Raw genomic sequence first — 16527 nt, 5'->3', positions numbered from 1 at the left:
TTATTGACAGGCAGGGAGATCTGAGCTGCCGCCGCCCTGCTTGCGCAGGCTTTTTGCGCAAGCAGGGCGGCGGCCAATAGAGGATCCGACGACTTGCTCTTGCTCGACCGCGGCTACCCCGCAGACCGTCCGGCTGATCCGGCGGATCTCGCCAGCCGGTAAGGTGCGCGTGCTCATCACCAATCCGCTCGACATGCACCGCTATCCGGCTGCCACCTTTCGCGATCTCTATCACCGGCGCTGACACCTGGAGGAGGGTTTAAACGTCTCAAACACCGCATGGCACTCGAACACCTGTCCGGCCTCTTACAGATGGCCGCCAAGCAGGACTTCGGTGCCAAAATCCTGAGCGACTACCTCCACGCCCTCTGCTGCCTTGGCGCCGCGCAGGAACGGTTGATCCGAACCATCGGATCAACCGTTCCTGCGCCATCACCGCCTTCAAACCTGTCCTGTCAGCGGCGCTGCTCGGCTTGCGCTGGGCCAAGGCTGCTCTGAATGAGACCTTGCACTTGATTGCAACACGTACCCATCGCAGGCGACCGGATCGCGCTAAGCCACGTCCGTCTCGCCACAAGCTTCATCGACATGCCGCCTACAAGGCTTTCTGAGGTTTAACTTGGGCGGATTGCCCAACAAGATTGACAATGTGAAAAATTGCCCCCCATTTTCCCGCAATGATTAAACTTGATCAATCGGACTTGTCCTAATTTGATGTGAATATTTTTGTTCTCTGTGATACACAATTTATCTACCGTAATTTTTCGAAATCTCAGAACCGGCGCGGCCATTTTATTACGCTCCGGGAAAGACGGTGTAACACATAGGAACAGGAGTTATGAATTAGGAATGATGACTAGGAATAGTAAGAAAAATCTGAATTTACCCAATTATTTTAATTAGTTAACAATCATGAGAAACTCTTTGCGTATAAGATCGCGTTCTCCCCGCAACGAGTGTCTTGTCTGTATCGCGGTCACCTTGCGGCAATCCTTACTGCCAGGAGGCCACCCCGCATGGGTATTCGCGACAACCTGCCATTCCTCTCCAACCGGACGGTCACTGTAAAAGGAGCAAGCCTGCCGCAGGTGCTGGGCGAGCCCGTGCTGGTCTTCTCGCGCCTCACTGGCACCGATGGCCTGAATGGCCTGTTCGAGTATCAGCTTGAACTCAGAACGCCCGATGCGCGCAACGCATCCTTTGGGCCGGCAGCCGACCTCGACAAGAAAGCACTGGAGGGCCGGGAGCTGACCGTCGAGATCGAACTCGATGGCAGCGGGATGGGCCTCGATGGTGGCGTCGGGGCCGGCAAGCGTGAAATCACCGGGCTGGTGACAGAGGTGCGTGGTCCCATCCAGGCCGATCGCCATCTCATCTATCGACTGACGCTGCGGCCATGGTTGTGGCTGGCCACACTGAACGCCGGCTTCAAGATCTATCAGAACCTCACCGTCGTCGAGATCCTGGACCAACTACTGTCCAAGTACATCTTTCCAGTGGAGATGCGCCTGAACGTAGCGCAGTACCCGAAGCGCGTGTTCCAGCAGCAGTTCGGCGAGACGGATTTCGACTACTTCCAGCGGCTGACCCAGGAATGGGGGATTTCGTGGTTTCACGAGCATTCCGATGGGCACCACCGTCTCGTGCTCACCGACGGTAACGGCGCCTTCCGCAAATTCACCAGTCCCGCCTACCACACGATTCGATGGCACCACTCAGCGGACCGCGTCGATGAAGAGCATATCTATGACTTCGAGGTCATCGATCGTCTGGTGGCCGGAAAGTGGCGCAGCAACGATTACGATTTCGTGAAGACGCGGGCGGACCTCACGGTAGCCGCCGGAGATCCGCGCGACACCGCGCACTCTACGCAGGAAATCTATGAGTATCCGGGCGACCATGCCCAGCCCTCCACCGACAATGACCCATGGGAGGAGGGCGTGCTCATTGCCCGCATCCGGATGGAAGCGTTGCGCCAGCATGGGCTACGTGGCCGCGGCAAGGGCAACCTGCGCGGTGTGGTGCCGGGATGCACGTTCACCCTGGCCAAGTATCTGATGCTTGACGCCAACTGCGAATACCTCGCCTACGCGACCAGGCTTTTGATCGAGGAGGTCCCGCAGGCCTCGGGGCAGAGGCAATCATGGCGCTGCGAGGTCGAGTTCGAGGTCCAGCCTACCAGTGAGGTCTTCCGCCCGGTACGCACCCAGAAGAAACCATGCACGCAAGGCCCCATTTCCGCAACGGTGGTTGGCCCGAGCGGCCACGAAATTCACACCGACCAGTACGGGCGCATCAAGATCCAACTGCCCTATGACATGTACGGCAGCAACGACGAGCATAGCTCTTGCTGGGTGCGCGTCTCCAATGCCTGGTCTGGCGATCGCTTCGGCTCCACCCATGTTCCCCGGATTGGACAGGAGGTGCTGGTCGAGGGGCTGCACGGTGACCCGGATTGCCTGATCGTCACCAACCGTGTGCCAAACCGGCTCAATCTGCCACCGTGGGAGCTACCCGGCCAGCAAGCCATCTCCGGCTTTCGCAGTCAGGAGTTGACCGGCGGCAATGGCAAAGGCGGCGGGCGGCACAACAAGATGCTGGCCGACGACACGGCCGGCGAGCCGCAGGTGCAGATCGGCTCGGACTACCAGGCCTCCGAGCTGGCACTGGGCCACAACGTCAGCATTCACGACTTTACCGGCCGCAAAGGCAAGCGCGGCGAAGGCTTCGAATTGCGCACCGACGCCTGGGGCGCGCTGCGCAGTGCCATGGGCATGTTGCTGACGACCCACAAGCGATCATCTGGCGGCGACTATGCCATGAGCATGGGTGACATGGTCGACGCGCTGCAGCACGCCGAGAGCCAGACCGAACAACTGGCCGAAGCGGCGCAGACGGCCGGGGCACAGGACGGCGAGCAAAAGGCGGTGGCCAGGGCCATAGCCCAGCAGCATATGGCGCTCAAGGGCGACGGGCCACTCAAGGAATTCACCGCGCCGCACCTGGCGCTCACCAGCCCGGTCGGCATTGCCACGGCCACGCCAGGGCTGACACATCTGCAAAGCGGAACCCACGTTGCCATCACCGCCGGCGAGCACATGTCGGTGACCACGGGCGGCGGGTTCCTCGCCAGCATCCGCAAGGCGTGGCGTGTCTTTGTCTACGAAGCCGGCATGCGCTTTGTCGCGGCCGTCGGCGACATCGACGTGCAGGCGCTGAAGAACTCCATCCACCTGCTGGCCATGCTGGAAATCACCGCCACCGCTAACCGCATCGTCATCAAGGCTAAGGAAGAGTTGCTGCTCGATGGGGGCGGCAGCTATATCAAGCTGATCGGCGGGCGGATCGAACACGGCACCGACGGCGCCTGGATCGTGCATGCCGCGAGCAAGAACATGACCGGGCCGAGCAGTATCCCGGTCGACCTCAAGCCAAAGCAGGTCTGCATTGAATGCCTGCTGAAAGCTGCCGCACGAAACACAGCGCTGGTGCCACGCTAGCCGATGGAGACCCATCATGACCGAAGAGAGCAACCCGATTCATATCTATGCGCTGGTCGACGGCGCGCAGCATCCCCTTCCTATCCGGGATGCCCTCCAGGGGGCGCCGGATATTCGCAATGTCTACGCCGGCCTACCCGAGGAAGCCGCGGGAAACGCCTCGCTATTCCTGGCCCGCATTGACAACGCGAAGGCGCAATGGCTGTCAACGCTCGACAGGCTGGATCACCTTGCCCCCTGCCTGACGCTGATATGGAGCCGCGCCGGCATCGGCGAGCTGGCCGTACACCTGCAATCCTTCCTGCTGGCCGACATCGGCGACGGGATGACCGCCCTGGTCCGGTATTTCGATCCACGCAATCTGGCCTTTGTGCTGGAGGTCTGGGGCAAGGACATCACAGAAGAACTGATGAAACCGATCCAGCAATGGAAGTACCGCGGCTATGCGGAGGATTGGCAGCGCATCGACGGCCTGCTGGATGGCACCCAAACCGTGGTGGGTCCCGTCAAGATCCCGCTTAGTCAGGAACAGGTCGACTTGATCACCACGCATTGCGAGGCGGACCAGCTTCTCGCGGCGCTCATTGAAAACGGTGACGTCAACGGGGATGGGGCCTACTTGCCGCGCTTCGAGGCGTTCGAGGCACGCTATCTGCGTGCGATCCAATGGGGCCTGGAGGAGCCGGCCGACCGCCTGTTGTATTGCCAGTACAGCTACCTGTATGGCGCGGATTTCGATAGCCATCCCGACGTGCGATCCGCATTTGAGCGGAGCACGCCAGACCAGTCCTTCGGAGAGCGTCTTGCCAGCGTATGGCCGACCGTCTGGGAGTCGTTGCTGGCCAAACAGCGAAAAAAAGCGTCCCGAGACCCGACCCAGCCCACGCCTAACAAACCGCTACACGGTACCTAAGCGGCCATTTCAAAAAGCTTCTGGCGTCGTTGCGCGGCCTTGGCCGATCCACTTGTACTGTCTGCGGCCGCGCGCCTGGCCAGAACCGCTTCGCTTCATTTTGAAACAGCCCCTAAACATCAACCACCAACGCTCCACCAACGCACCTCCAACGCAACTATCAATGCAACCATTCATGAACCAGCAATCTCAACAGCCATCCTTCGCCTTCGTCGCCGCTTCGTGGTCCGCACTTCTTGCAGGCTTTCTCGCCTTCCTGGTGGGACYCTTCAACGCCGACATGCAGCTCAATGAGCGTGGCTACTACTTTACGGTACTGGTCTACGGCCTGTTCGCCGCGGTTTCTGTCCAGAAGAGCGTGCGCGACCGGCTGGAAGGCATTCCGGTGACCGGCATCTACTACGGCTTGAGCTGGGTGTCAGTGATCCTGTCCGTGCTGCTGCTTTGCGTGGGGCTGTTCAACGCCACCCTGGCCTTGAGCGAGAAGGGATTCTATGGGATGTCCTTCGCGCTCGCGCTGTTTGGTGCCATCGCGGTACAAAAGAACACCCGCGACACGCAGGCAGCCCGACCGCAGGTGATCGAGCCCCAGTTTGTTCAGATCCAGGAAAGCGACGCCGCGACGCGCCAGGGCGACTAGCCCTTCCCGCCGGCGGCTTACACGATCAGGCGCCGGCTTCAGCGATCGCAACTATGCAGCCTTGCGGATCCATATGCACAACAACACCAGTGTTGCTCGACACCTCTGGCGACTCTGCGCCAGCCTCTCCCTGGTCGCGGCACTGGGCGCCTGCTCCGATCGGCTGTCGGCTTGGTTCTCGCCGTTGTTTTCCGATGCAGAAGTGGAGGCAGCGCCCACGCCTGGTCGCATGCTTGGCGCCGGAGTGAGCGGGCTCAATTACACGCCGCACTTCATCGGCTGGTTCCGCATTACCGGCCCGGATGGCATGCGCGGAGGCGGTCCCAATATCATGCCGGCGCCTCCAGGAGGGCGCTCCGGCGGTGGTGCGCAAAACTGCTGCATCAGTATTCCTGAGGTCTGGCGTCCCGGCATTGAGGTCACGGTCCACTGGTATGCAGGGAAGATCCATGACGGAAAAACACCGGACGTGGTTTATCGCGCCAAGACCGAAGTGCCGCAATACGATGGTGCTAACTCCGGGGAAATGTGGGCAATATTCCTGCCGGATGATCGGGTCAAGATCATGGTTGCGGATGGGAATGCTAATGGCCGAAACAGCGTCGATGCGCGTCCTGCCGACGACGATCCCTTTATCGCTCATGGTGTGCTTGACGAAGGGGAGAGCAAGCGTGTGCGCGCCCGTGGCCGTTCGACCTATTGCGCTAGCGACGAGAGCAGCTGTCCGCCACGACTGCAGGAGAAGAACTACGCACCAGGTGGCCCATGTACTGCGGGCCTGCCATGTCCCCCGACAGCTGAAAAGGAGAAAGAACGATGAATATTCTGCGCTGGCCGGCCAAGATRCCGGAACAAGAAAGGGGGCGTTTTCCGGAAGGGCTCAATGCCTATTCTCTTGGTAGGCCAAAGGTGATCGATCCATTAGGTGCATGCGAACAGACGATCCATGTCAACCTCTTTTTCGACGGCACCGATAACAACGATGACAAGCAAACGCATCGACGGAATGCCGCCAAGCATGACAACGGCGGTGTTGCGCGAATGCTCTGGCGAGTCTGCGCCAGCCTTTTCCTGATCGCGGCATTGGGCGCTTGCTCCGATCGGCTGTCGGCTTGGTTTTCGCCGTTGTTTTCCGATGCAGAAGTGGAGGCAGCGCCCACGCCAGGCCCCAGGGTTGGCGCCAGCGTGAGCGGATTCAACTATACGCCGGACTTCATCGGCTGGTTCCGCATCACCGGCCCGGATGGCATGCGCGGCGGCGGACCCAATATCATGCCGGCTCCGCCGGGAGAGCGCTCCGGCGGCGGTGCGGAAAACTGTTGCATCAGCATTCCTAGGATCTGGCGTCCCGGCATCCAGGTCACGGTCCACTGGCACGTGGAGAAGGTTCAGGACGGAAAAACGCCGGGCGTGGTTTACCGGGCTACAACCGAAGTGCCGCAATACAACGGAGAGAATACGGCCGGCATGTGGGCCATCTTTTTGCCGGGCGACCGGGTCAAGATCATGGTAGCGGATGGGAATGCTAATGGCCGAAACAGCGTCGATGTGCGTCCTGCCGACGACGATCCCTTTGTCGCTCATGGCGTGCTGGATGAAGAGGAATCCAAGGGTGTACGCGCCGGCGGTCGCTTGGCGTACTGCGCCGATGACGAGCGCAATTGTCCACCACGACTGCAGGAGAAGAGCTACGCGCCGGGTGGTCCATGTACTGCAGGCTTGCCATGCCCTCCGACAGTTGAAAAGGAGAAAACACGATGAATATTCTGCGCTGGCCGGCCAAGATACCGGAACGAGACAGCGGGAGATTGCCAGAAGGGCTCGACACACATCCGCTTGGCAAGGCAAAAGTGATCGATCCATTAGGTGCATGCGAACAGACGATCCATGTCAACCTCTTTTTCGACGGCGCCGATAACAACGATGACAAGCAAACTCATCGACGGAATGCCGCCAAGCACGACAACGGCGGTGTTGCGCGAATGCTCTGGCGACTCTGCGTCAGCCTGTCTCTGGTGGCGGCGCTGGGCGCCTGCTCTGATCGGTTGTCGGCTTGGCTTTCGCCGTTGTTTTCTGATGCAGAAGTGGAGGCAGCATCCACACCTGATCGTATGCTTAGTGCTGGCGTAAGCGGATTCAACTACACGCCATACTACATTGATGGCTTTGGCATCACTGGCCCAGATGGCTCGGGCGGCGGTGGCCCTACCATCATGCCTGCTCCTCCCGGAGAGCGCACCGGCGGAGGCGCGGAGAACTGCTGCATCAGCATCCCTGCAGTCTGGCGTCCCGGCATGAGCGTTTCAATTCGATGGACAGTGAACAAGGTCTTGGACGGCAAGACGCCAGGCCTCGTTTACCGTGCCACGTCCACGTTGCCCGAGTACGGCGAACTATCCGGCAGCATGTGGGCCATCTTCTTGCCCGGCGATCGAGTCAAAGTGATGGTGAGTGATAGCACTAACGGGCGTCGGGCGGATATCCGCCCTGGCGACGACGACCCCTTTATCGCTCATGGCGTGCTGGACGAAGAGGAAACCAAGGGTGTGCGCGCTCGTAGCCGTTTGGCGTACTGCGCCGATGACGAGCGCAATTGTCCGCCGCGATTGCAAGAGAAGAACTACGCCCCGGGCGGTCCATGCACCGCAGGCCTGCCATGCCCCCCGACATCCAAAAAGGAGAAGAACCGATGAATATTCTGCGCTGGCCGGCCAAGATGCCGGAGCGAGACAGCGGGCGTTTGCCGGAAGGGCAAGATGCATATTCGCTCGGCAAGGCAAAGGTGACCGATCCGCTTGGAGCATGCGAACAGACGATCCATGTCAATCTCTTTTTCGACGGCACCAATAACAACGACGACGAAAGGAATCCCTGGCGGGATTCAAGGGATAAAGCCCACACCAATGTGGCGCGCCTCTATAACGTGACAAAGGAAGAGCCAGCAGAAGGGCACTTCAAATACTATATCGTCGGAGTCGGTACGCCGTTCCCGGAGGTCGGCGAGCATACCTACTCATCAACTGGCAAGGCATTTGCCACCGGCTTCGGCACGCGCTGTGTCTGGGGCTATACGCGCTTACTGCGGGCAGTCCATCAGGCCATCTCCGGAGGGATTGATGATGGCTACATGGGGAATGCAATAGCCGCCAAAATCTGCGAATAGTTAAACCCAACCGTCACCGCGACCGTGTTCGGCGCAAGGCCGTCATCTCCACTGCTTGAGCAAAAGCTGAACGCCCTGGCCGGCCTGCAGCGCGCCATGGAGAGGGATTGCCAGCGCAACAAGGTGATCAAGAAGGTGTGGATCAACGTCTTCGGCTTCTCGCGCGGGGCGGCGTCGGCGCGCGTTTTCGTCAGCAAGCTGGTCAATGAGTGGGCCAAGGATGGCAAGCTCGCCGGGCTGATCCCCTACCAGGTGAACTTCCTTGGCCTCTTCGACACCGTGGCCTCGGTGGGGCCGCCCGACTCCACCGCGAGCGCCCTCGATTTCGATACCTTCGATGGCCACTTCGACTGGGCAGGGAGCGGCCGGCTCAATATCCCGAAGTCCGTCAGGCGCTGCGTGCACTTCTTCTCGATCCACGAGCAGCGCATGAGCTTTCCGCTAGACACGATCCGTAAGGGCCGCAGCTATCCGGCCGGCCCGGACCGGCTCCTCGAAGTGCCCTATCCCGGTGTGCACTCGGACGTGGGTGGCAGCTATCCTCCCGGAGACCAGGGCAAGTCGCTGGTGAGCGATGCGCACAAGCTCGGTAAGATTCCGCTGCACGATATGTACATCGAGGCACTCAAGGCGGGGGTGCCTTTGCTTCTGGAAACAGATATTCGGAATCCGCCAGGGCGCGTGGACGACTTCGCAATCGCCCTTCCCGTCATCCAGGCCTTCAACGCCTGGCGCGACAGGCTGCCACAAGTGGCGAGCGTGGAAGAGGCCATGGACCTCGGCCTGCGCCAGAACCTGATGTGGCGGACGCTGCGGGCGCGCATTGGCTCCGGTGAGTACGTCTGTTTTCAGCCGTTCTACAGAGCCTGCGAGAGCCGCGAAGGCAAACTGACGCCGCATCAGATCGAGTCGAGGATCGAAGCCGAGCAGGCCAATGACCCGGCGACGCAACGGATGCGGGCCGAGCTGGAGGCGCTAGAACGGCAATCCAGACAGCTTGGCAGCCGGGCCGCATCGATGGGAATCGGCGGCGGCGGCACCGCGGCGCAGCGCCAGGCATTGCTGAAGGAAGACGCCCTGCTGAGAGCCAGCATTGCAGCGAAGAAGGCGGAGATCCAGCGCCGCAAGGAGGAGCTGTATGCCAAGATCGCGGGCAAGAAGCCGGAAGACGCGCGTCCCGGCGAGGGCGCGGATGAAATCGTTGCCAATGACCAGCGCGACCTGCGTGAAGCCGCGGAGGAGTTTCGGCTGCTGTTGGGCTTTCTTCACCCGGATCAGCGTGAGGCACTGGGTGTGCAGACGCATTTTGTCAGGCGTCCGCCCATGCCTGGCGATGTCTTCGGCACCCTGCGCGGCATCGTGGGCCGCGTTCTCGCTGGGCCTATCGGCAACGCGGGCAGCCTGCTCTGCGTGCGGCGGGACAAGAACCCCGACTCGGAGGTGGTCACGCTGGTCCAGCGCGATCTGATGGTGTCGACCGCCGCGGTGCGGCCCTTCAATGCGGGGGACGACGTGCTGGTCCGGCCCGCCGATGAAATGATCGACTACCTGCGCAAATGGACCTCGCCGGCAGCCGTCGATCGTTTCGCCGTTCAGGAGCGGGCAGCCATTGCCCTGTTCGACGATTTTATCCATGACAGCCGGGCGTGGTTCCGAGTCCCGCACTTCCACGAGTACTCGCTGGGCGGCTATGGTTGGGCACGTACGCTCTATATTGGCGACAACACACGTGTGCGGCACCTCGGCATGACCAAGCTCAGCACCTTCGATGCCATGATCGGCGTCAGCAAGGCGGCGGTCCAGTTGGCCAGGAAGGCGGCGCTCGATACGGCGGCCGAGGCAGCAGGCCGCGCCGCGGATGCCATGCTGGACGCCACCAAGTCACGTGGGAAGTCGTTGCTTGACGACATGATCCCCAAGGGGCCGCCATGGCCCCGCCTGTGATGGCGCTGCCCGCGTCCCCTCACTTTCCATGCCTTTCCATTTCATTCAATTTCCACTTGAGGAGACTGCAATGCCCCAATCCATTATCGTGGTCGGCGACAAAACCTCGCATGGTGGCCGAGTGATCACCGGCTCGCCAAGCGATAGGATCGACGGTCAGCCGATTGCCCGCAAAGGCGATCTGGTCGACTGTCCGATGCGGTATCCGGACGGGCGGCTGCACGGCGTCAATCCGATCATCGAGGGTGACGATTCCCATATGCTGGATGGCCGGCCGATTGCTCTGCATGGGCACCGCTCCGAATGTGGCTGCACGCTGATCGGCAGTACCGGCAGCTTTGTCGGGGGCTGACATGGGCGCTTCGGCAAAAGCGGAAAATCATTCGCGCTCTCAAAGGGTGCCGCGGCAAAAGACCCGGGCACGGGTGAAGCCTGTCGCGAAGACGAAATCCGAGGCGACCGCGGCAGTCGCGGTCGAGGGGGGCACCGAGCCGCTACCGACACTTGGACCGGTGCCGGAGGAGGTACTGGCGAAGCGGTTGGCCGAGATGAAAAAAACGCGGAATCCGCTGCTGACGGCCGCTGACCCACTCATGCTTTTCTTGGCAAATATTCCACTGGGCATCATCAGCTTCAGCCAGCGTGGCAAGATCGACTTGTTTCGGGCGCAGCTCGAGCAAGAGATAGGGGCCTTCGAGGCGTTGTGCTTCCAGGCAAATATCCCGCCCGCGCATGTCGTCGGTGCCAGCTATTGCCTCTGTACGGCGCTGGATGAGGCGGTTCACGATACGAAATGGGGTGGCGACACGGCACAGGGCCTGGGCGCCTGGTCGCAAAACGCATTGTCCGTCCGGTTTCATGGAGACCGGGATGGCGGCACAAAGGTCTTCCAGCTGGTTGGCCGGCTTGTCAAGGATCCCGACGGCAATCGCGATCTGCTTGAACTGATTTTTCAGGTCATGAGCCTCGGTTTCATGGGGCGTTACCGCGTCGACAGCGATGGTCGTCGCAACCACGAACACATCCGCCAACGCCTCTATAGGCTGGTGCAGGCTGGCCGCCCGCCAGTGCCAAAAGAACTATCCCCGCATTGGCGGGGCGAGCCGGCTGGCAAGATGAAGCCGTTATGGCATATCCCCGTGTGGATGGCGGCTCTCACCTACAGTCTGATCTTGCTGGTCATTTACGTCTGCTTTGCCTACCAGCTATCCGTCCGGACAGAGGAGGTCAGACAGGCGATTCTTGCGATTGGGGAGATGCGCCCCCCAATCGAATCCGACCCCGAATCCGAGCCGCCGCCCGCCGCGCCCGGTGAGGCGGGGCCGGTACGGTAATGGAAAGTGTGGGCGCGCCCGTGATGAATGGATGCCACGCCCCCTCGAAATCCATGCAAAAATACCCCGATAACACACCGCAACAAAGCCCCCTGCAATCGCCCCAACCAGCGACCACTACAGGAGAATGAACAACATGTACCGTGGAGAACGTTTCAACGGCTACAGCCATTTGGCGGGCGCCGTCCTGGCCGCCGCCGGCACCGCCGTCCTGATCACCACCTCTGCCCTTTACCATGACGCGTGGAAGGTCGTCAGCTCGGTCGTCTACGGCACCACGCTCGTCTTCCTCTACACCATCTCCACCCTCTACCACAGCCTGCGCGGCCGCCCGAAAGACATCCTGCGCCGGCTCGACTACTGCGCCATCTACCTTCTGATCGCGGGGAGCTATACGCCCTTCGCGCTGGTCACGCTGCGCGGGCCCTGGGGCTGGACGCTGTTCGGGGTGAACTGGGGGCTGGCCGTCATCGGCATCGCGCAGGAACTATGGATCGGCCACCGCACGCGCGTGTTCTCGCTGCTGATCTATGTCCTGATGGGCTGGCTGGTGCTGTTCGCCTTCGGCCCGCTGGTGGCTGCGTTGCCGGCCGCCGGCCTGTACTGGCTGGTGGCAGGCGGCGTGCTCTATACGGCCGGCATCGTGTTCTTCCTGTTCGACGAGAAGGTGCGGCATTTTCACGGCATCTGGCACCTGTTCGTGCTGGCCGGCAGCGCCTGCCAGTTCGTCAGCATCCTCTGGTACGTGGGCTAGGGCTTGCCGGGTCCGGGTGTGCTTCCTGTCTCCTCCACGGCCAGGCGCATGGGCACATAGGCGATGCCCTTTGTCTGCGCGCGGGGGCCGGCGGACCGGAAGCCGAAACGTTCATACACAACCGTAGCGAACGGGCTCGAATTCACGGTGAATTCGCGAACCCCGCCAGACGCCATCGCCGTACGGCTGGCCACCCCCCAGAGTTGCGCGGCAACGCCTGTCCGATGCATATGCGGCGCGACGAACAGGTGGAAGAGGTGGCTACCGTCTCGCATGGCAATGACACCAGCCAGCTGCTGGCCACGAAAGGCAACCTGATAATCGAAGCGCGGACTGCAGACATAGCCCGCGATCGAGTCTGGCGAGAGGCTGGCAAGGAATGATTCCGCACCCTCCCCCGACGCCTTGATGGTGAAGTAGTGTGCAACGCTCGTTGCCAGCGCGCTGATTGCGGCAGCGTCCTTGATATCGGCCCGGCGAATGATCAACGTATCCATGGTGGTAAATAATCGACTCGGTGTAGCCGTATTTCCCGCCCAAAAAGGCCGGAAGCACCCCGGCGCGATGCGAAGCGAACCGTGAAGGTGTACCTGACCGTATGGGCGCCTCGTCGGCTGACAGGTCCTTTCATTTAACTAGACCAGCTGAACTTGGTTCAACCGAAGGATCGGCTGGAGGCACTGTATCGCCAGGTGTCAGCGGACGGCGCGACGGAGAGGTGGGCGAATTTTATAGGGTGCGCCCCACAGCCATGCCATGGCGACTAAGTCCCATCGATAGCTGCTTTCAAGCGCCTCTTTCTCCACTCCGCTTCCTTGCCGATGACTGCTTTCGCGGGCAGTGCCGGCGCTTGCGTTGCGATTGAAAGCGGCATATGCTTTGGCATATGCCAGGAGAGTAATCGTGACTACCAATACCGAAAGCCGGCATGTCCGGCTATTCCGCAATGGCCGCAACCAGGCCATCCGTATCCCGCGCGAATTCGAACTGCCGGGAGACGAGGCCATCTTGCGCAAGGAGGGGACCAAACTAGTGATCGAACCCGTGCTGACGTCACCGCTGCGCGCTTTGCTAGCGCAATGGGCACCCTTGGAGGAAGGCTGGCCGGACATCGACAATTTGCCCGCCGAAGCCGTGGACTTGTGATGCCAGTGTATCTGCTCGACACTAACATCATTTCCGATGCTATCCGCAACACCCGTGGGGCCTCTGCCGCCCGCATCGGTGTGGTCGATCCCGATTCGTTGTGCACGTCAATCATCGTGGCGGCGGAACTGCGCTTCGGCGTGGCCAAGAAGGGCTCCGCAGCATTGGCTCAGCGCGTCGACCAAGCCCTGGGCGGCCTGCGGGTTCTGCCGCTTGATAGCGACGCTGACCGGCACTATGGTCAACTGCGCTCCGACTTGGAGCGCCGAGGCCAATTGATCGGCGCCAATGACATGCTGATCGCGGCGCACGCGATGGCATTGGACGCGGTGCTGGTGACGGACAATACCGGGGAGTTTTCTCGCATCGGTGGTCTACGGTTCGAGAACTGGATCGCCTGAACGGAAAGCACCGCCAAGCAATCCCCGATCGTCCAATCCCTCACTGCGGCACCAGTTCCACCCTCTCCCGGCTTTCCTTCTCCACCGCCTTGCGTGTATAGAGCAGCGGAAAATACTCGCCCCTCGCCCATAGCGGCGCAAGATCCCGGTAGTGCGGGCTGGCCGGATTCCCGGACTGCCCCGGCGCATTGATCGCCCGCGAAGCATCCCAGTTGCCCACATCCAGCACCATGCGAAACGACGCACCCGCGGTAAGCTGGTAGTCATTGTTCCGGTAGCTGGTATTCATCGGCGTAAACGCGGAGCCTCCAATCGGTCCGGCATTCACGTCATATCGCTGCCGTGCCGCGCCGTCCAGGATCGGATCCAGCGGATGACTGAACACCGCCGTATGCAGCTTGCCCCATTGCCAGGCCTTGGGGTCCGGTCCGAGCTTGCGCTCCACCTCCGCCATGGCGCTCTTGAGCGAAGCGACAATGACTTCGTTGCGGCGCTCCGGCGGCATCCATGGCTCGGGCTTCTCCAGTACCGCCAGCACGCGGCTGGCGTCGCCGTAACCCGCGAGCCTGGCGCCTTCGGCCGATAACGCCGCGCGCACTACGGCCGGACGCAGGTATTTGCTGAACCACACTTCGAACAGCGCCGCCTGCGCGCTGTCGGCGCGCTCGTTGCCATCCCAGCCGCGCAGCAGGTCCAGGGCGCGCCGCGCCTGCGGATCGTCGGTGCGCACACTGGCCAGCAACGCCACCGCGCGCAGCGCCGGCAGCGAGGTGGTGTCGTTCTGCCAGGCCATGCTGTCGGCCACCGACGAGTGCGGGTTGCCCGCGACCAGGCTCTTCAGGCGGCGCGCGCGAGCGGTGTCGCTCCATTCGTAGCCCACGCCCATCCTGGCGGCGGGGTGGTTCGGCGGGATGTTGTTCTCGTTGGCGGTCACCACGAAGCCGGCGGCCGGGTTGTAGGCCCAGGGCAGTTCGTCCATGTTGCGATAGCCCGACCACTCGTAGCGGCCGTCGCCCGGTACCGGCGTAAGGCCGTCCCAGTTGGGCCGGATCACGGTCAGCCCGCCGGGAATCCAGYCGATATTGCCGTCACGGTCGGCATAGACCTGATTCTCGCCGGGCGCGCCCCAGCGGTTCATGGCGGCGCGGAACTGGTCCCAGTTCTGGGCGCGCATATAGTCCATCGAGCCGAAGTATGGCGCCATGCCCAGGTCCAGCCACGCCGCGCGCAGCGCGTAGGCGCGGTTGCCCTTGGCGTCGGCAACCAGCACCGGGCCATGGCGCGTGAAGTCGATGCTGACCTTGCGCGGCACCGGCTCGCCCTTGACGGCGATCTCCTCGGTCACCGTTTCCATCGGTTCCCAGCGGCCGCGATACTTGTATTCGTGCRCCTGCGCCGGGTTGGTCTCGTAGACGTAGAGATCTTCCTGATCCATATAGAAGCGCGTCAGGCCGAACCCGATGATGCCGTTGTGCCCGATCGAAATGCCCGGCAGGAAGGGCTCGCCGGCGCCGATCACCGACATCCCCGGCGCGTTCAGGTGGCTGATATAGCGCAGGCTGGGCGCGCCATGCGCCCGGTGCGGGTCGTTGGCCAGGATCGGGCGGCCGGTGCTGGTGCGCGAACCGGCGATGACCCAGTTGTTGGAGCCGAGGCTGCGCGCCGTGTCGCTGTTGACGTCGAGCGTGGCATAGAGCGCTTCGTGCGCGATGCCGTCCGCCTGGGCGGAGGGCCACCATTCCTTCGGGAAGCGCGGCGCGGCGGTGGCCAGCTCGTAGGCGCGGCGCAGTTCGGCCGCGGGCAGCGCGCAGGGATCCAGGCCGTCCGGCAGCTTGGGCTGGACCGGTGGATCCAGTTCGCGCTGCACCCAGTCGGTGCGGGCGGCATCGGGCTTGACCTGGCAGTAGACCTGCGCGCGATTGACCTCGCCCATGGCATTGAGCGTGAGCCCGTGATGGCGGATGCGCACGATATCTTCGGCGCGCCAGCGCGCCGGCTTGTAGTTCAGCAGGCGAAACTCGGGCGGCAGCAGTTCCGGCTTGCTCTCCGTCTGGGCCACGTAGGCGTTCACCCCCGCCACGAAGGCCTCGGCCACGCGCTTGGCGTCCGAGCCATAGGCCAGCCATTCGCGGTACATGTCGCCGCGGAACAGCACGGCGCGCGCCATGCGGTCGCCTTCCACATAGGCCGGCCCGAAGTCCCTGGCCATCTCGCCCAGGCCACGCTTGCGCCAAAGGTCGATCTGCCACAGGCGGTCGCGCGCGGCCATGAAGCCCTGCACATAGAAGGCGTCGTACAGCGTATTGGCGTAGATGTGCGGCACGCCCCAGCGGTCGACCAGGATGCTGGCGGGCTTTTCCAGGCCAGCCACCTTAAAGGTTTCGGTGGCGGGGGCCTCGGAAGCGGCGGGCGGTGCGGCCTGGGCGGCGGTTGCCGCGGTGCTCAGGACGAGCAGGGCGGCAAGGCGGCGGGCTCGGCAAACCATGATGTCTCCTTTGGGACTTGGGGATCGCATTATCGAAGCCGCGCCGGGGCCGGCACGGCGAATCGCGCCAAGGATAGCGGAAGACGCATGGGCCAGCCTGATCGGACGGCGCTTTTTTGCCGGAAGCGCGCCAGGCGCGGGCGTCCCCGGCGGCCGCCAAAGCCCGTCCGGCGCGCGTTGCAGGGAATTTCAGCCGGCAAAACTTTGATGCACTGCAAAATGACGGACCGCAAATAGGAGCCTATAA

The 16527-nt window shown here is 62.2% G+C and carries 15 protein-coding genes; 13 read left to right on the top strand and 2 right to left on the bottom strand.

The window, feature by feature from the left end; translation table 11 throughout:
* Window positions 1–1016: 1016 nt before the first annotated feature.
* From AC1DN0_RS00165 to trhA, 11 genes are all read left to right on the top strand, one after another.
* Window positions 1017–3500 (top strand): type VI secretion system Vgr family protein, encoded by a 2484-nt coding sequence (locus AC1DN0_RS00165; RefSeq protein ID WP_477111144.1) that lies wholly within the window; start codon window positions 1017–1019, stop codon window positions 3498–3500.
* Between the two features lie 16 nt (window positions 3501–3516).
* Window positions 3517–4413, top strand: a complete 897-nt coding sequence (locus AC1DN0_RS00160; RefSeq protein ID WP_477111143.1) for a DUF4123 domain-containing protein — start codon at window positions 3517–3519, stop codon at window positions 4411–4413.
* A gap of 175 nt (window positions 4414–4588) precedes the next feature.
* Window positions 4589–5053 (top strand): inner membrane protein YiaA, encoded by a 465-nt coding sequence (gene yiaA / locus AC1DN0_RS00155; protein ID WP_477145452.1) that lies wholly within the window; start codon window positions 4589–4591, stop codon window positions 5051–5053.
* Window positions 5054–5126: 73 nt separating this feature from the next.
* Window positions 5127–5873 (top strand): DUF3304 domain-containing protein, encoded by a 747-nt coding sequence (locus tag AC1DN0_RS00150; protein WP_441634290.1) that lies wholly within the window; start codon window positions 5127–5129, stop codon window positions 5871–5873.
* Window positions 5870–6814 carry a DUF3304 domain-containing protein gene (locus AC1DN0_RS00145; protein ID WP_477145451.1) on the top strand — a complete coding sequence of 315 codons (945 nt, stop codon included), beginning with the start codon at window positions 5870–5872 and terminating at the stop codon, window positions 6812–6814. The genes AC1DN0_RS00150 and AC1DN0_RS00145 overlap by 4 nt, the downstream gene beginning before the upstream one ends.
* On the top strand, window positions 6811–7746 hold the full coding sequence (locus AC1DN0_RS00140) for a DUF3304 domain-containing protein (RefSeq protein ID WP_441634286.1): 936 nt from the start codon (window positions 6811–6813) through the stop codon (window positions 7744–7746). The genes AC1DN0_RS00145 and AC1DN0_RS00140 overlap by 4 nt, the downstream gene beginning before the upstream one ends.
* Window positions 7743–8216 carry a phospholipase effector Tle1 domain-containing protein gene (locus tag AC1DN0_RS00135; RefSeq protein ID WP_441634284.1) on the top strand — a complete coding sequence of 158 codons (474 nt, stop codon included), beginning with the start codon at window positions 7743–7745 and terminating at the stop codon, window positions 8214–8216. Before AC1DN0_RS00140 ends, AC1DN0_RS00135 begins: the two co-directional genes overlap by 4 nt.
* Before the next feature lie 96 nt (window positions 8217–8312).
* On the top strand, window positions 8313–10160 hold the full coding sequence (locus AC1DN0_RS00130) for a phospholipase effector Tle1 domain-containing protein (RefSeq protein ID WP_441634282.1): 1848 nt from the start codon (window positions 8313–8315) through the stop codon (window positions 10158–10160).
* Window positions 10161–10230: 70 nt separating this feature from the next.
* Window positions 10231–10512, top strand: coding sequence for a PAAR domain-containing protein (locus AC1DN0_RS00125; protein WP_441634280.1), 282 nt, complete (start codon window positions 10231–10233; stop codon window positions 10510–10512).
* Between the two features lies 1 nt (window position 10513).
* Window positions 10514–11494 carry a type IVB secretion system protein IcmH/DotU gene (gene icmH, locus AC1DN0_RS00120; protein ID WP_441634278.1) on the top strand — a complete coding sequence of 327 codons (981 nt, stop codon included), beginning with the start codon at window positions 10514–10516 and terminating at the stop codon, window positions 11492–11494.
* Between the two features lie 136 nt (window positions 11495–11630).
* Window positions 11631–12248 carry a PAQR family membrane homeostasis protein TrhA gene (gene trhA, locus AC1DN0_RS00115; RefSeq protein ID WP_441634276.1) on the top strand — a complete coding sequence of 206 codons (618 nt, stop codon included), beginning with the start codon at window positions 11631–11633 and terminating at the stop codon, window positions 12246–12248.
* Here the strand turns inward: trhA and AC1DN0_RS00110 are convergent.
* Entirely contained in the window at window positions 12245–12745 is a 501-nt protein-coding gene (locus AC1DN0_RS00110; RefSeq protein WP_441634274.1) for a GNAT family N-acetyltransferase, read from the bottom strand. The two genes, trhA and AC1DN0_RS00110, sit on opposite strands and share 4 nt — an antisense overlap.
* Before the next feature lie 406 nt (window positions 12746–13151).
* Here AC1DN0_RS00110 and AC1DN0_RS00105 point away from each other — a divergent pair, with 406 nt between their 5' ends.
* Window positions 13152–13394 carry an antitoxin gene (locus AC1DN0_RS00105; protein WP_441634272.1) on the top strand — a complete coding sequence of 81 codons (243 nt, stop codon included), beginning with the start codon at window positions 13152–13154 and terminating at the stop codon, window positions 13392–13394.
* Entirely contained in the window at window positions 13394–13795 is a 402-nt protein-coding gene (locus AC1DN0_RS00100) for a type II toxin-antitoxin system VapC family toxin (RefSeq protein ID WP_441634270.1), read from the top strand. Before AC1DN0_RS00105 ends, AC1DN0_RS00100 begins: the two co-directional genes overlap by 1 nt.
* A gap of 40 nt (window positions 13796–13835) precedes the next feature.
* On the opposite strand, the gene AC1DN0_RS00095 is transcribed toward AC1DN0_RS00100, so the two are convergent.
* Window positions 13836–16280: a penicillin acylase family protein gene (locus tag AC1DN0_RS00095; protein WP_477145450.1), complete on the bottom strand. Its 2445-nt coding sequence runs from the start codon at window positions 16278–16280 to the stop codon at window positions 13836–13838.
* Window positions 16281–16527 lie beyond the last annotated feature (247 nt).

The organism is Cupriavidus sp. 05N39 (assembly GCF_056397325.1).
Note: the sequence above shows the minus strand (reverse complement) of the source record. Positions and strands in the feature narration are given on the sequence as shown.

Bases quoted from the DNA above. Each gene is read 5' to 3' on its own strand.
- AC1DN0_RS00165 (WP_477111144.1), top strand. From the start codon at position 1,017: ATGGGTATTCGCGACAACCTGCCATTCCTCTCCAACCGGACGGTCACT.
- AC1DN0_RS00160 (WP_477111143.1), top strand. From the start codon at position 3,517: ATGACCGAAGAGAGCAACCCGATTCATATCTATGCGCTGGTCGACGGC.
- AC1DN0_RS00150 (WP_441634290.1), top strand. From the start codon at position 5,127: ATGCACAACAACACCAGTGTTGCTCGACACCTCTGGCGACTCTGCGCC.
- AC1DN0_RS00140 (WP_441634286.1), top strand. From the start codon at position 6,811: ATGAATATTCTGCGCTGGCCGGCCAAGATACCGGAACGAGACAGCGGG.
- AC1DN0_RS00135 (WP_441634284.1), top strand. From the start codon at position 7,743: ATGAATATTCTGCGCTGGCCGGCCAAGATGCCGGAGCGAGACAGCGGG.
- AC1DN0_RS00130 (WP_441634282.1), top strand. From the start codon at position 8,313: ATGGAGAGGGATTGCCAGCGCAACAAGGTGATCAAGAAGGTGTGGATC.
- AC1DN0_RS00125 (WP_441634280.1), top strand. From the start codon at position 10,231: ATGCCCCAATCCATTATCGTGGTCGGCGACAAAACCTCGCATGGTGGC.
- icmH (WP_441634278.1), top strand. From the start codon at position 10,514: ATGGGCGCTTCGGCAAAAGCGGAAAATCATTCGCGCTCTCAAAGGGTG.
- trhA (WP_441634276.1), top strand. From the start codon at position 11,631: ATGTACCGTGGAGAACGTTTCAACGGCTACAGCCATTTGGCGGGCGCC.
- AC1DN0_RS00110 (WP_441634274.1), bottom strand. From the start codon at position 12,745: ATGGATACGTTGATCATTCGCCGGGCCGATATCAAGGACGCTGCCGCA.
- AC1DN0_RS00100 (WP_441634270.1), top strand. From the start codon at position 13,394: ATGCCAGTGTATCTGCTCGACACTAACATCATTTCCGATGCTATCCGC.